This is a genomic window from Brevundimonas sp. (genome assembly GCF_032107865.1).
Classification (GTDB): domain Bacteria; phylum Pseudomonadota; class Alphaproteobacteria; order Caulobacterales; family Caulobacteraceae; genus Brevundimonas.
Genome location: NZ_DAMCNG010000069.1, coordinates 1 through 13,175, shown reverse-complemented (window position 1 = coordinate 13,175; position 13,175 = coordinate 1). Strand labels below are relative to the sequence as shown.

Annotated in this window: 14 protein-coding genes; 8 read left to right on the top strand and 6 right to left on the bottom strand. The window is 66.8% G+C overall.

The window, feature by feature from the left end; translation table 11 throughout:
* Both RT567_RS07895 and RT567_RS07890 read left to right on the top strand, forming a co-directional pair.
* On the top strand, window positions 1-734 hold a 734-nt coding region (locus tag RT567_RS07895), incomplete at its 5' end, for a response regulator (protein WP_313575576.1).
* Between the two features lie 42 nt (window positions 735-776).
* On the top strand, window positions 777-1,163 hold the full coding sequence (locus tag RT567_RS07890; protein WP_313575574.1) for a hypothetical protein: 387 nt from the start codon (window positions 777-779) through the stop codon (window positions 1,161-1,163).
* Window positions 1,164-1,289: 126 nt separating this feature from the next.
* Here RT567_RS07890 and RT567_RS07885 read toward each other — a convergent pair whose 3' ends face one another.
* On the bottom strand, window positions 1,290-1,478 hold the full coding sequence (locus tag RT567_RS07885; protein WP_313575572.1) for a hypothetical protein: 189 nt from the start codon (window positions 1,476-1,478) through the stop codon (window positions 1,290-1,292).
* Between the two features lie 193 nt (window positions 1,479-1,671).
* Here RT567_RS07885 and RT567_RS07880 point away from each other — a divergent pair, with 193 nt between their 5' ends.
* Entirely contained in the window at window positions 1,672-2,286 is a 615-nt protein-coding gene (locus RT567_RS07880) for a superoxide dismutase (RefSeq protein ID WP_087140962.1), read from the top strand.
* Between the two features lie 75 nt (window positions 2,287-2,361).
* Here the strand turns inward: RT567_RS07880 and RT567_RS07875 are convergent, their stop codons facing one another.
* Together RT567_RS07875 and RT567_RS07870 are read right to left on the bottom strand one after the other, a co-directional pair.
* Window positions 2,362-3,168 carry a hypothetical protein gene (locus RT567_RS07875; protein WP_313575570.1) on the bottom strand — a complete coding sequence of 269 codons (807 nt, stop codon included), beginning with the start codon at window positions 3,166-3,168 and terminating at the stop codon, window positions 2,362-2,364.
* A gap of 59 nt (window positions 3,169-3,227) precedes the next feature.
* Complete coding sequence (locus RT567_RS07870) at window positions 3,228-5,846, bottom strand: TonB-dependent receptor (protein ID WP_313575569.1); 2,619 nt, start codon at window positions 5,844-5,846, stop codon at window positions 3,228-3,230.
* A gap of 313 nt (window positions 5,847-6,159) precedes the next feature.
* Between RT567_RS07870 and rpsD the strand changes: the two genes are divergently transcribed.
* The 5 genes from rpsD to RT567_RS07845 all read left to right on the top strand — a co-directional run bounded on the left by rpsD (window position 6,160) and on the right by RT567_RS07845 (window position 10,403).
* The gene (rpsD, locus tag RT567_RS07865) at window positions 6,160-6,777 is read left to right on the top strand and encodes a 30S ribosomal protein S4 (RefSeq protein ID WP_003169687.1); all 618 of its coding nucleotides are present in this window, start codon (window positions 6,160-6,162) and stop codon (window positions 6,775-6,777) included.
* A 163-nt stretch (window positions 6,778-6,940) separates the two neighbouring features.
* The gene (locus RT567_RS07860) at window positions 6,941-7,336 is read left to right on the top strand and encodes a hypothetical protein (RefSeq protein WP_313575567.1); all 396 of its coding nucleotides are present in this window, start codon (window positions 6,941-6,943) and stop codon (window positions 7,334-7,336) included.
* A gap of 115 nt (window positions 7,337-7,451) precedes the next feature.
* Window positions 7,452-9,806 carry an EAL domain-containing protein gene (locus tag RT567_RS07855; protein ID WP_313575565.1) on the top strand — a complete coding sequence of 785 codons (2,355 nt, stop codon included), beginning with the start codon at window positions 7,452-7,454 and terminating at the stop codon, window positions 9,804-9,806.
* Window positions 9,807-9,894: 88 nt separating this feature from the next.
* Window positions 9,895-10,023: a hypothetical protein gene (locus tag RT567_RS07850; RefSeq protein ID WP_313575564.1), complete on the top strand. Its 129-nt coding sequence runs from the start codon at window positions 9,895-9,897 to the stop codon at window positions 10,021-10,023.
* Window positions 10,023-10,403 (top strand): hypothetical protein, encoded by a 381-nt coding sequence (locus tag RT567_RS07845; RefSeq protein WP_313575562.1) that lies wholly within the window; start codon window positions 10,023-10,025, stop codon window positions 10,401-10,403. The genes RT567_RS07850 and RT567_RS07845 overlap by 1 nt, the downstream gene beginning before the upstream one ends.
* A gap of 100 nt (window positions 10,404-10,503) precedes the next feature.
* Here the strand turns inward: RT567_RS07845 and RT567_RS07840 are convergent, their stop codons facing one another.
* From RT567_RS07840 to RT567_RS07830, 3 genes are all read right to left on the bottom strand, one after another.
* Window positions 10,504-11,574, bottom strand: coding sequence for an endo-1,4-beta-xylanase (locus RT567_RS07840; protein WP_313575560.1), 1,071 nt, complete (start codon window positions 11,572-11,574; stop codon window positions 10,504-10,506).
* Between the two features lie 171 nt (window positions 11,575-11,745).
* On the bottom strand, window positions 11,746-12,153 hold the full coding sequence (locus RT567_RS07835; RefSeq protein WP_313575558.1) for a flagellar FliJ family protein: 408 nt from the start codon (window positions 12,151-12,153) through the stop codon (window positions 11,746-11,748).
* A 16-nt stretch (window positions 12,154-12,169) separates the two neighbouring features.
* Window positions 12,170-13,175, bottom strand: a 1,006-nt coding sequence (locus RT567_RS07830) for a FliI/YscN family ATPase (protein WP_313575557.1), incomplete at its 5' end; no start/stop codon positions are given.

Sequence of the window (13,175 nt, the reverse complement as noted above, 5' to 3'; positions counted from 1 at the left end):
CGGGCGTCGTCACCATCCGCACCCGCCGCCTGACGGGCGCCCAGGCGCGCGACCTGGGCTGGCGCGAGGCGACGGACGAGGTCGCCCTGATCGAGGTGTCGGACACCGGCCCCGGCGTGCCGACGGCCCTGCTGGACAAGATCTTCGAGCCCTTCTTCACCACGAAGGCGGTGAACGAGGGGACGGGCATGGGACTGGCCACGGTCTATGGCATCGCCCAGCAGGCGGGCGGGCACATCACCGTCGCCAATCTGGAAAACGCGGGGGCCGCCTTCCGCATCTTCCTGCCCGCCGCCACCGCCGAGGAACTGGTCGAGGCCCCGGTGGTCGAGAAGGTCGTCAAGGCGCCGCGCGATCTGTCGGGCGCGGGCCGCATCCTGTTCGTAGAGGACGAGGCCGCCGTGCGCGGCATCGCCGCCCGCCTGCTGCGTCAGCGCGGCTATGAGGTGATCGAGGCCGCCGACGGCGAGGAGGCCCTGATCCTGGCCGAGGAATGGGCGGGTCAGATCGACATGCTGATCTCGGACGTCATCATGCCGGGGCTGGACGGGCCGTCGCTGCTGCGCAAGGCGCGGCCCTTCCTGGGCGACGCCCCGGTCATGTTCATCTCGGGCTATGCGGAAAGCGATTTCTCGGACCTGTTGCAGGACGAGGTCGGGGTGTCCTTCCTGCCCAAGCCGCTGGACATCAAGACCCTGGCCGAGCGCGTGAAGCAGGAACTGCACGCGGGCTGATCCCTTCTTGGCCGGGAGGGCGTGCGTGGGGTATCGGAGCCCATGAAGAGTCTCAAAGCCCTGATGCCGGTTATGGCGCTTATGTCCTGCGCCGCTGCTCCGCAGCCGGACGAGCGGACGATTCCGGAGCCGTTTCGTGGAGAGTGGAACAGCAACCTGGCCGACTGCGGAACGCCCGACAACGATTCCATGATGGTGATCGGGGCTGACCGGATCGACTTTTATGAAAGCTCAGGCCGCGTTCGAGGGGCTTTCCTCGACGCCGCCGGCCAGGTTCTGATCGTGATCGACGTCAGCGGCGAGGAAGAGACCTCGACCACAGCATTAAGGCTTTCGGTCTCGCCCGATGGAAGTCGTCTCACAGAGTATAGCGAGAGCGCCGAACCGTTCGTCCGGCGCCGGTGCCGCGCGTCAGCGGCGGCGCGGTAAACGCAAGAAAGCGGGCGCCCGCCAGGATGGCGCAGCGTCGGAACATGACGAGCCCATTCGCAATTTCCCGTTCAGCGAATTTGCCTGAATTCAGACGGCGAACAAGCGAGGTTTGGCGCTGAGGGCCTAGATTCTTGCGTCGAAATGGCGCGGCTCCCCCATGCGCCGCTCGCGCGCCGCCTCATGCAGGGTGTCGGCGAGATCCAGCAGGTGATGGCGGCGAAGGCGCGGAATCACTTCCAGCAATTGCAAACGCAGACTTTCTGCTTCGGCGTCCGAAAGCAGCGCAGTCTGCGAAGAGACGCGATCAGGCATGGCGCATCCCCCTGAATAAGCGACCTGAAAGACGGTCTGGGGCGTCTGTGAAACGGCTGTTTCGCGCTTTGGGTTCCGAAAAGCGGTTTCACCCCGAGAATTATGAACAAAGGCGACGTTCAAGGCTTGGGTATGGCGCGCGCGGCCCTAGATAGGGTCCAGAGGAATTAAACGCCGTAAAGAGGAGTCTCCCATGGCCTTCACCCTGCCCCCGCTGCCCTACGCCTATGACGCGCTGGAGCCAGCCATCGACAAGGAGACGATGACCTTCCACCACGACAAGCACCATCAGACCTATGTCGACAATCTGAACAAGTTCGTCGACGCCACGCCCGAGGCGCAAGGCAAGTCGCTGGAAGACATCTTCGCGATCATGTCCAAGCTGCCGAAGCCGATCCGCAACAACGGCGGCGGCGTGTGGAACCACAGCCTGTTCTGGGAGCTGCTGGCCCCGGTCGGCACGGGCGGCGAGCCCTCGGCCGAGCTGGCCGCCAAGATCGACGCCGAACTGGGCGGCATGGACAAGTTCAAGGCCGACTTCGACGCCGCCGGCGCCGGTCAGTTCGGTTCGGGCTGGGCCTGGCTGATCCTGCAGGACGGCAAGCTGAAGGTCACCTCGACCCCGAACCAGGACAACCCGCTGATGGACGACGCGGCCGAGAAGGGCGCCGTCCTGCTGGCCGCCGACGTGTGGGAGCACGCCTACTACCTCAAGTACCAGAACCGCCGCGTGGACTACCTCAAGGCCTTCTGGTCGGTGGTGAACTGGAACAAGGTCAACGAACTGTACGAAGCCGCCAAGGGCTGAGCCGGTTCTGAACCGAAATGAAGACGGCCCCGGAATCGCTTCCGGGGCCGTTTTTCTTGGGCCGGCGGCGGCGCCTCAGGGCGCGGTGGGCAGACGCATGGCCAAGATTTCGCGCGTGCGGCGCGTGATGCCGTAAAGGACGCCTGGCGTGCTTTCGTCCCAGTCGACCGCCTGCCCCTCGGCCTCCATGCCCAGGGTTTCCAGGTGGTCCAGGGTTCCGCCTCCCTGGGGGAAGGCGACGACGTAAAGCTCGGGGTGGTCGTGTCCGCTGAGATAGAGCCGCCCGTCTGGTCCCCAGCCGCCGCCGGAGATGCTCATCGGCGCCACCCGCTCCAGGATGGAGGCCGGGACGGCCCAGCTTTCGGTGCGCCGCCATTGGTCGTCGAAGCGGACCAGGGTGGTGTGGCGGTGATCGCGCGGCGCCTCGCCGCCGCGGCCGTCATAGTTGGCGAACATCCCCCACCAGGCGCCGTCGCGTCGCTCGATCCAGGTCAGGGAGCCGGTTCCCAGGCCCAGGGCGATGGTGCGCTTGTGATGCAGGTCGACGGGGTCGAACACCTCGACCGTGCTGACGTGGGGCGTGGCGGGAAAGTTGGAAGCGGCGCAGACCAGCTCGGCCTCGATCAGGGTGCAGGAGTTGATGTGGGGAAAGCGCGCGGGTTCTCCGCTCCATGCGGCGCGCTTCTCGCCGGTGGCCTTGTCGTAGCGGGTCAGGGACCAGTTGGAGACGGCGTAGACGTCGTTCGGGCCGACGGCCACGCCCTGACGCGCGTCCGAGGCGTAGCGTCGGACGGTCTCCAGACGGCTGGTGATCGGGGCGGCGGCTTGAGGCGCGGCGTCGGGCGCGCTCAGGGCCAGAAGGGCGAGAGTGGAAATCAGCATGGCGGGGCCTTTGGAAGCAGGAAGGCCGCCCTCCGGTCTGGAAGGCGGCCTGAAGGGGATCAGAAGCTGGCAGAGACGCCGAACCAGAAGGTGCGGCCGTATTCGGCGGATTCTTGCAGATAGCCCTGGTTCGGGCCGGTCACTTCGCGGCGGCCCGCATCGTTCAGGTTCTGCCCCTCGACAAAGACCGTCACCCCGTTGTCGAAACGCCAGCTAATCGAGGCATCGTACAGGTGACGGCCCTTCCAGTACTGATCGGCGTTGGGGATGGTGTCGTTGATCGTCTCCAGGAAGCCGCCGACGTAGTTGTGCGAGATCCGCGCCTCCAGCGGCCCGCGTTGATAATAGATCGAGGCGTTGGTGGTGGTGCCCGGCTGCTGGAACAGGCCGGTGTGACGCTCACCCGCCGAGGTCAGGAAGGTGAACTCCGTGTCCAGGAAGGTGGCGTTGGCGCTGACGCCGAAGCCGTCGAAGGGCGCCGGCAGCATGGTCAGGGCCTGCTGGAAGCCCACCTCGATCCCGCGGATTTCGGCCGACTGGGCGTTCATCGGGGTGGAGACCTGGACGTCCTCCATGCCCCGGCCCACGTCCATGCGCTGGACGGAGCTGAGCGTGAATATCTCGTTGTCGATCGACTTGGCGAAGACCGCGACGGAGATCAGACCGTCCGTCGGATAGTATTCGAACGACAGGTCGAAGCCCTCGCTCTCGCGCGGCTCCAGATTGGGGTTGCCCCGCGACAGGGTCGGCTGGGAGCCGTCGAAGCTCAGGCTCTCGCTGGCGGCCAGGGAGCCGAAGTCCGGGCGGCCGATGGTGTTGGTCCAGGCGGCGCGCACCACCATGTCCTCGCGCACGTCCCAGCGCAGGTGGACGCTGGGCAGCCAGTTCTCATAGCCGCCCTCGTTGTGCGCGGGCGTCAGGACGCCGCCGGTGTTGCGGACAGCTTGGGACTCCACCTCGGTCTTCTCGTAGCGCAGTCCGCCCAGGACGGTGACGTCGCCCATCCGATAGCTGGCCTGGCCATAGGCGGCGTAGACGTCCTCGGTCACGTCATAGTCGCCGGTCGGCAGGGCGGTCGTGGCGGTGAAGCGGTCGCGGTTGGCCTCGAAGAAGCTTTCGGCCAGACCGGCGTCGATGCGGTCGCCCAGGTCATAGCGGCCCTGGATCAGCTCGCTGGGGCCGGCCACATCCACCTCGTCGAAGGTGAAGGCGAAGCCGGGCGCGGTCTTATAGTCGGTGCGGCTGCTGGCGTAGGAGCGGTCGCTGGAGCGGATCAGACCGCCGAACTTCATCTTCAGGTTCCGCTCATGGCCGCCGTCGTCGAAGGCGGCGTTGAAACGGGCCTGCACCGTGTCCTCGTCGCTGGTGGTCAGGGACACGCGGCGCTGCTGCAGGTTGTAGAGCGAGGCGTCGCGGAAGGCGGCCGGATCGGTCGGCGTGAAGACCGGGAAGAAGTCCGACGTATCGTAGCTGAAGCCGAAGTCGGAATGGGCCGCCGTGCGGAACTCATACGAGGTGTTCGGCGTCTCCAACTGGGCCTTGGAGTAGGACAGGTCGCCGTCCAGCGTCCACTGGCTGGCGGCGTCCCACTGGAATCCGCTGCGGACAAGGCCGATCTCGCGCTGGGTGATCGGCTGGTTCAGGCCGACGATGTTGCGTCCGGTCGTGAAGACGCCCGAAGTCTGCGTCTGGTTCGAGACGTTTCCGTTCGGCTCGGTGCGGAACTCGATGCGCTCCTCATCGTCCTCCATGCTGGCCCACAGGGCCGAGGCCTCCCAGCGGAAGGTGTTGGAGGGCCGCCATTCCAGCTTGCCGTTCAGGCCCGAGCGCTGCTTGGTGTTGTTGTACCAGAACAGGCGGTTCTGGGTCGGGACCTGGATGCCGTTGCCGCTCGCCGAGCCGGAGTCCACCGGCTTGCCGGCGGCGTCGTATTCACGGACGGAGGGAGCGGCGACCTCGACCTGAGGGATGTCGTAGTCCAGTTGCTCGTGCGAGGCGCCGACCACCACGCCCCATTCGTCATTGGCGCCGAAGCGGCGGCCGGTGGCGAAGCTCAGGCGATACGACGGGTCGTCGTTTCGCACGTCGCCGTGGCGCTCATAGACGCCGTAGGAGGCCATGCCGTCGAAGAAGGGGCCGTTGCGGTCGAAGGCGCTGCGGGTTCGCACATTGATGACGCCGCCGATGGCGTTGCCGTCATTCTCGGGCGTCACCGTCTTGATGACCTCCAGGCGGCCGGCCATGACCGAGGGGACGATGTCCATCGGCACGGTGCGGGCGCTCTCGTCGACCGAGCCGACGAAGGCGCCGTCGATGGTGGTGCGGTTGTAGGTCGAGGCCAGGCCGCGCAGGATCGGCCAGCGCGGCTCGCCCTGGTCCTCCATGATCGACACGCCGGGGATGCGGCGCAGGGCGGCGGCGGTGTTGTGGTCCGGCAGCTTGCCGATGTCGTCCGACGACACGGCGTCCATGACCTCGAACTGGCGGCGCTTGACGGCGATGGCCGCACGCTGGGCCTCGCGCTGGCCGGTGACGACGATCTCGCTGACCTCGACGGCCGCGTCCTGGCCTTCGGCCTGGGCCGAAATTTGGGCTGAAGTCTGAGCCTGGGCGAGGGCGGGCGCGCACAGGGCCGAGGTGGCGAGCAGCCAGGCGGCGGCGCGGCGAACAGAGGTCATGTTGGGAATCCCCGAAAGCGATACTGATGTCGGGGGCGAGCTAGGCTTCAGCGGCGACGCTACGGTTTCAGCTCGATGGGGCTTTCGTCACTGTTTGGCGCCCTTTCGGCGAAGAATGATCCAGAACCGGAGTCCGCCAGAGCCAACAAGGCCGCCGACATTGACTCCCGGCCTCGCCGCCTTCATAAGCCCGGCCTTCTCGCATCGGGTTCCGCCCGAGGCGCGAACTGACTACGGACGATGCGTGAACCGCCGTTGAGATCGCCGCTCCAATCGGGGAGCAGCCGGGCCGCATCATGATGAAGAGTGACACATGTCCAAGCGCCATAGCGCCAAGTACAAACTCGACCGGGCCATGGGTGAAAACCTGTGGGGTCGCGCCAAGTCTCCCGTCAACAAGCGTTCCTACGGCCCCGGCCAGCACGGCCAGCGCCGCAAGTCCAAGGTCTCGGACTTTGGTCTGCAGCTGAAGGCCAAGCAGAAGCTGAAGGGCTACTACGGCAACATCACCGAGAAGCAATTCGCGGCCACCTACGCCGAAGCGGCTCGCCGCAAGGGCAACACCTCGGAAAACCTGATCGGCCTGCTGGAATCGCGTCTGGACGCCATCGTCTACCGCGCCAAGTTCGTGCCGACCGTCTGGGCTGCTCGCCAGTTCGTCTCGCACGGCCACGTGACCGTCGACGGCAAGAAGGTCGACATCGGTTCGTACCGCGTCAAGCCGGGCCAGGTTATCGAGGTCAAGGAAAAGTCGCGCAACATGGCGCTGGTGCTCGAAGCTCAGCAGTCGAGCGAGCGCGACCTGCCTGACTATCTGGAACTGGGCGATCGCGGCTTCTCGGTCCGTTACGGCCGCGTGCCGGAACTGTCCGACGTGCCCTATCCGGTGAAGATGGAGCCGAACCTGGTCGTCGAATACTACTCCTCGTAAGTTCGACGATCCCGCCCGATCCGTCGGGTTGCGGTTCAAGACAAGAAGAGAGGCTCCGGTTCGCCGGGGCCTCTTTTTTAATGAGGCACAGCGGCGGTTCCCTTTTGGGCCAAACCAAGGCATGGTGCCCTTTGCTGTCAGGGTCGAGCCGCGGGAGGCCGAGATGAGATATCGGATCGCTTTCTGCGCCGTCGCGGCGTTGTCTGTCGTCGCCTTGGCCGGCTGTGCTCAAAAGCCGGGCGCCCTGGTGCGAACCGAGGGGATGCCGGGGCAGCTGGAGCCGATCCATGCCGCCGCCTTCACCCGTGATCTGGCCGTGTTCCGCGTCAGCTCGAACGGCTGCACCGACAAGAGCGACGTGAAGCCCTTCATCACCCAGCTCAAGGACTCGGCGGTCATCACCCTGCGTCGCCTGGACGAAGACCGTTGCAGCCGCCCGGTCAGAGGCGGAGTGCAGATGGAGTGGACCTTCAAGGAACTGGGCCTGCCGCCGGGCGCCAACGTCCTGGTCAACAATCCCTACATGATGGACAGCGAAGCCGTGGCCGTCAGCCAGTAGGGGCTAAGGCGGCTTAAGAGCCGTTTTTTTCAAATTTCGTTATTCATATCGAGACAGCCAGGGTTAACGCCTTGGCTTTTAGGACGGTGGACTCCTTTCCTCCACGGCGTCTCTTATGCGTGTCCTGACCTGTTTGACCGACGAGCACCATCTGGGGCTCGTCGCCCTGGCTGCCCTGATCTGCCTGTTGGGCAGCTTCGTCACCACAGGGTTGTTGCGGCGGATCAGGGAAAACGGGGGGCTGTCGCGTCTTTCCTGGTTGTTCCTGGGCGCCGTCGCGGGCGGGGCGACGATCTGGTGCACCCATTTCGTGGCCATGATCGCCTATCGACCGGGCGTCGAGACCGCCTATGAGCCGATGCTGACGGGCGTCTCCCTGGCGGTGGCGATCCTGGGCGTCGGCCTGGCCCTGGCTACGGCCTCCATGCGCCGCCGTTTCGCCGTCGAGGCGGGCGGCGCCCTGTTCGGCTTGGCTGTGGCCGGGATGCACTTTGTCGGCATGGCCGCCCTGTCGGTCGAGGGCGTGGTCCATTGGTCGGCCGTCTATCTGGCGGTCTCCATCGCCGGTTCGGTGGTTTTCGGCGTCCTGGCCTTCCGTCTGGCGGCGGCTGACGATCGTTTTGCGCGGCTGAAGGGCGGCGCGGCCATGGTGCTGGGCATCGTCTGCCTGCACTTCACGGCCATGGCGGCGATGACGGTCATTCCGCTGGGACCGCTGGACGGGATGCTGACCGGCGAGGACGCGCGCAGCGTGCTGGCGCTGGGCGTCGCCGGGGTCGGTCTGCTGGTGCTGGGCGCCGGCGCTGCCAGTCACGCTCTGGATCGCGAAGCCCTGGCGCTGAACCGCGAGCGTCTGCAATACCTGCTCGAGACCGGCGTCGACGGCATGGCGATCGAGCGCGGCGGCGTCATCGTGGCAGTCAACGAAGTCCTGGCCGAGTTGGCCGGAACCGACCGTGACAGCCTGATCGGCGCTGACCTGGGGGACTGGGTGCAGGACGCGCACCGTCTCGACGACGGCGCTGTGACCCAGACCATACTGATGGCCGGCGGCGAGGAGATCCCTGTTGAACTGTCGGCCCGCCGCGACCTGACGGCGCGCGACCGCGCCATGATCTACGCTGTGCGCGACCTGCGCGCTCGCATGGCCCAGGAGCGCCGCATCGCCCACCTGGCCCGCAACGACAGCCTGACCGGCCTGCCCAATCGCGCCTCCTTCCTTGAGCGGTTGACGCGCCAGAAGCAGACGGCGGCCGAGGGCGAGACCCTGGCCCTGTTCGCCCTGGACCTGGATCGGTTCAAGGAGGTCAACGATCTGTACGGCCACGCGGTCGGCGATCAGCTTCTGTGCATCATCGCCGAGCGCATGAAGGGCGTGCTGCGCGAAGGCGAATTCATCGCCCGCCAGGGCGGCGACGAATTCCTGGCCCTGGCCTCGGTCTCAACCCGTGACGAAGCCCGCGCGGTGGCCGAGCGCCTGCGCCAGGCCGTGATCCAGACCGTGACGCTCGACCATGCGGACGTGTCGTGCGGCGCCAGCATCGGCGTGTCGCTGTGGCCGGAAGACGCGCAGGACGTGTCCACGCTGATCAACAACGCCGACCTGGCCATGTATCGCGCCAAGGCGTCGCTGACCCAGGACGTCTGCTTCTATGAGGCGGACATGGACCAGGCGGTCCGCGCCCGCCGTCGTGTGACCCAGGCCCTGCGTGAGGCGCTCGAGAACGAGCGGTTCGAACTGCACTATCAGGTCCAGGCCTCGGTCAGCACCGGCAAGGCCACAGGCTATGAAGTCCTGCTGCGCTGGAAGAACGATGAAGGCCGTTACATCTCACCGGCCGACTTCATCCCCGTGGCCGAAGAGAACGGCCTGATCCTGCCGATCGGCGAATGGGTGCTGCGCCAGGCCTGTCGTCAGGCCGCCGCCTGGGACGAGCCGCATCGCATCGCCGTGAACCTGTCGCCGGTCCAGCTGAGCCACGTCGACCTGCCCCGTCTGGTGCATCAGATCCTGCTGGAGACCGGCCTCTCGCCGTCGCGCCTGGAGCTGGAGATCACCGAGACGGCCATGATCACCGACATGGCGCGCACCACCCATGTGCTGCGTCAGTTGAAGGCGCTGGGCGTGACCATCGCCATGGACGACTTCGGCACGGGCTATTCCTCGCTGTCGACGCTGAAGGCCTTCCCCTTCGACAAGATCAAGCTGGACCGCTCCTTCATGACCGAACTGGACGGCGAGGCGCCGCAGTCGCGGGCCATCATCCGCGCCGTCCTGACCATCGGCGAAAGCCTGTCGATCCCGGTCCTGGCCGAAGGCGTCGAAACCGCCGAGCAGTTGGCCTTCCTGCGCGCTCAGGGCTGCAATGAGGTTCAGGGTTATCTCTTGGGCCGTCCTCAGCCCGAGGCCGACGCCCTGACCCATGGCGCGGCCTGGATTGATCTGCAGGAGACGGCGACGGCCGCGTGACGAGCGGCGATCCTTGCCGATTATTCACATGACCCTGAGACCGGGCGCTGGCAGGGTCCGGCCAAGTTTAAGAAAAGGGACGCCTCTCATGCGCCGCATCATCATCGCCCTGGCCTTGGCGGCCGTCGCCGCGCCTGTTCTGTCGGGCTGCATCATCATCGCCACAGAGAAGCCGACCACGCGCGTCATCCATACGGCCCCGGCGGAAGGCGCCTGATGCGCGGCGCTCTGCTGGCCGTCGGCGTCCTGCTGCCCCTGCTGGGTGGTTGCGTCATCTATTCCAATGAGGGCGGCGAGAAGGTCTCGGTCATCACGGACCGCGATACGGTCAAGGCCGAAGCCGTGGAGGCGGTGCGCCGCGTCGACTTCGACGGCCAACGTCTGAACGTCGTCGTCGGCTCCAACGGCTGCACCGAGGCGTCCAGCTTTGAAGTTCAGATCAAGGACGCCGATCCGGCCGAGCTGACGTTGGTGCGTCGCACGCCCGATATGTGCCGCGCCCTCGTGCCCGAGGGCGTGACCGTCAGCTGGACCTATGCCGAACTGGGCCTGGAAGCGGGCCAGCCGGTCCGGGTGATCAACCCGATCAGCCTGTAGGCGTCGCCTTCTCTTCGAGGGGGGACCGTTCGTTGGTCGAGACATATAGGGGGTGCGGGACTTGCGTCTCGCACCCCTTTTCCTTGGTCGCGGGCCGTCCTCAGGCGTCGAACGCGCCGGACAGGACGCCGAACAGCGGGTTGGGCTGCCCCTCATCATTGAACAGCAGGGGGCTGTCCTGGCCGTCGTCGTTCTTGCCGCGACGCAGCCAGGAATCGCTGTCGCGCACACCCCAGACGGTGAAGGCGAACCGCTGGGCGGGCGGCAGGTCCATGAAGGCCTCGGCCAGTTCAGACACGCGCGCCGTCTGCTGCTCGCGGCGCTGGGCGCGGGAGCGCAGGTCGGGCAGGCGGCCGCCCCGGACCAGAGAAGCGTCCAGTTCGGAAACATGGATGGGCAGGCCGAACTGGCGGGCCTCGTTCATGAAGGCGGTGATCTGGCCCTTGGGGATTTCGATGTCGAGATGGGACTGGATGCCGATGCCCTGCACCGGGGCGCCCGCCTTCAGCAGCCGCTCGACCAGACGCAGGAAGGCCGCGCCCTTCTTGGGCGTGTTCTCCAAGTTGTAGTCGTTCAGGAACAGGGTCGCCTCGGGCGCGGCGATGCGGGCCTGTTCGAAGGCGCGGATGATATAGGCGTCGATCCCGCCCAGACCCCGGCTCCAGACGCAGTCGCGATAGCCGCTGCCGTCATCCTCGACCGGCTCGTTGACCACGTCCCAGCCGACGATCTGGCTGCGCCAGCGCCCCGCCACCTCGGCGATATAGCGGTCGTGTTCGGCGATGAAGCGCGGTCGGTCGTCGACGAGGGCGGTGAACCACGGGTGGTCCTGCGCATACCAGATCAGGGCGTGGCCGAAGAGGCGGATACCCAGATCACGCGCGAAATAGGCGATGCGGTCCGGCGCGTCGAAGCGCAGGGAGCCGTCTTCCTGGAGAATGTACTCCATCTTCATCTCCCACTCGGGCGTGAGCTGGGAGAAGTGGGTGGAGACCAACTGGAACCAGGCCTGATCCGACAACTGGCCGGACATGGCGACGGTGCCGACGGGGAAGGGAGCTGTGGCTTTCAGCGGGCGGACGGGGCCGGATGGCGGCGTGGCGGGCGCCTCGCCTGCGCCGCAGGAGGCGAGCGCGAGGGTGGAGGCGAGCAGGACGCGCCGGTCGATCACAGCGTTTCTCCCTCCCCTTCATGGGGAGGGTGGTCGCGAAGCGACCGGGTGGGGAGGGCCTGGTGATCCTGGCCTCGGCGCTTGAATAGCCACGTCGCCCCCACCCGGCCTCGGCCTGACGGCCTCAGCCACCCTCCCCATGAAGGGGAGGGAGAGGCGTTGTTGCGTCGTTCAGCCACGGCGGCGCAGACCCATTTCGTCGTAGGCGGCGGACTCGCGCTTGGCGGCGGCCATCAGCTTGTTCAGCCGGGTGGTCTCGGCGACGTGCTCGAACTTCTTCAGTTCCTCGAAGGCGCCGGTCAGGGCGTCGCGGGCGCCTTCTTCCTCGGCGGCGACGGCGGCGACTTCGGCTTCGGCGTCGGCGCGGCGCTGCTTCCAGCCGTTGAGATAGGCCTGCAGCATCATGCCTGACGACGGGTCGTGCCGCGCGTTCTCACGCTCGACCTCGGCCTCGGCGTCCAGCACGGCGACGCGCATTTCGGCCTCGGCCTTGCGGGCGCTGATTTCGGCCAGCCGCTTCTGCAGCGTCTCGACCTCATAGTTGGAGATGCGGATCAGGGATTGGGCCCAGGCCGTCATGCGTCGTCTCCCGCAATCATTGGTCCACCATGCCTTGGTTCAGGATGGTTTCAAGTCTGTCGAAACTGTCGGCCAGGCGCGTCACGTCGTCCTTGTCCTGGGTCAAGAAGCCTTCCAGGGCCGGATTCAGGGCGATGGCGCGGTCGACGATGGGGTCGGCCCCGGTGCGATAGGCGCCGATGCGGATCAGCTCTTCCATGTTGGAATAGGCGCTCAGGCACTGGCGCGCGCGGCGGTTTAGCTCGCGCTCGGGCGGGGATTGGTTGCCGGGCATGGTGCGGCTGACGGACTTCAGCACGTCGATGGCGGGGAAGCGGCCGCGCTCGGCGATCTTGCGGTCCATGACGATGTGGCCGTCCAGAATGCCGCGCACGGCGTCAGCGATCGGTTCGTCATGGTCGCCGCCGTCCACCAGTACGGTGAACAGGGCGGTGATCGGCCCCGCCTCGGTTCCGTCCGGCCGCACTGGCCCCGGCCCAGCACGCTCCAGCAGCTTGGGCAGTTCGGTGAAGACGGTGGGGGTGTAGCCCTTGGTCGTCGGCGGTTCGCCCGCCGCCAGGCCGATCTCGCGCTGGGCCATGGCGAAGCGGGTGACGCTGTCCATCAGGCACAGCACCTCCAGCCCCTGATCGCGGAAGAACTCGGCCACGGCCATGGTCATATAGGCCGCCTGACGTCGCTTCAGCGCCGGCTCGTCGCTGGTGGCGACCACGACGACGGCGCGCTTCAAGCCTTCTTCGCCCAGAGTCTCTTCGATGAATTCGCGGACCTCGCGGCCCCGCTCGCCGATCAGGCCGACCACCACGACGTCGCAGGTCGCCTGTCGCGCCAGCATGGACAGCAGCACCGACTTGCCCACGCCCGAACCGGCGAAGATGCCCAGACGCTGGCCCCGGCTGGTGGTGGTGAAGACGTCCATCGCCCGCACGCCCAGGTCCAGCCGCTCGCCGACCCGGCCGCGCGAATGGGCGGGCGGCGGCGCGGCGCGCAGGGGATAGGGGACGAGGCCGGGCGTCAGCGGC

What these genes read in the sequence shown, in the direction of transcription:
- RT567_RS07890 (WP_313575574.1), top strand. Translation starts at nt 777, where the DNA reads ATGAAGAGTCTCAAAGCCCTGATGCCGGTTATGGCGCTTATGTCCTGC.
- RT567_RS07885 (WP_313575572.1), bottom strand. Translation starts at nt 1,478, where the DNA reads ATGCCTGATCGCGTCTCTTCGCAGACTGCGCTGCTTTCGGACGCCGAA.
- RT567_RS07880 (WP_087140962.1), top strand. Translation starts at nt 1,672, where the DNA reads ATGGCCTTCACCCTGCCCCCGCTGCCCTACGCCTATGACGCGCTGGAG.
- RT567_RS07875 (WP_313575570.1), bottom strand. Translation starts at nt 3,168, where the DNA reads ATGCTGATTTCCACTCTCGCCCTTCTGGCCCTGAGCGCGCCCGACGCC.
- RT567_RS07870 (WP_313575569.1), bottom strand. Translation starts at nt 5,846, where the DNA reads ATGACCTCTGTTCGCCGCGCCGCCGCCTGGCTGCTCGCCACCTCGGCC.
- rpsD (WP_003169687.1), top strand. Translation starts at nt 6,160, where the DNA reads ATGTCCAAGCGCCATAGCGCCAAGTACAAACTCGACCGGGCCATGGGT.
- RT567_RS07860 (WP_313575567.1), top strand. Translation starts at nt 6,941, where the DNA reads ATGAGATATCGGATCGCTTTCTGCGCCGTCGCGGCGTTGTCTGTCGTC.
- RT567_RS07855 (WP_313575565.1), top strand. Translation starts at nt 7,452, where the DNA reads ATGCGTGTCCTGACCTGTTTGACCGACGAGCACCATCTGGGGCTCGTC.
- RT567_RS07850 (WP_313575564.1), top strand. Translation starts at nt 9,895, where the DNA reads ATGCGCCGCATCATCATCGCCCTGGCCTTGGCGGCCGTCGCCGCGCCT.
- RT567_RS07845 (WP_313575562.1), top strand. Translation starts at nt 10,023, where the DNA reads ATGCGCGGCGCTCTGCTGGCCGTCGGCGTCCTGCTGCCCCTGCTGGGT.
- RT567_RS07835 (WP_313575558.1), bottom strand. Translation starts at nt 12,153, where the DNA reads ATGACGGCCTGGGCCCAATCCCTGATCCGCATCTCCAACTATGAGGTC.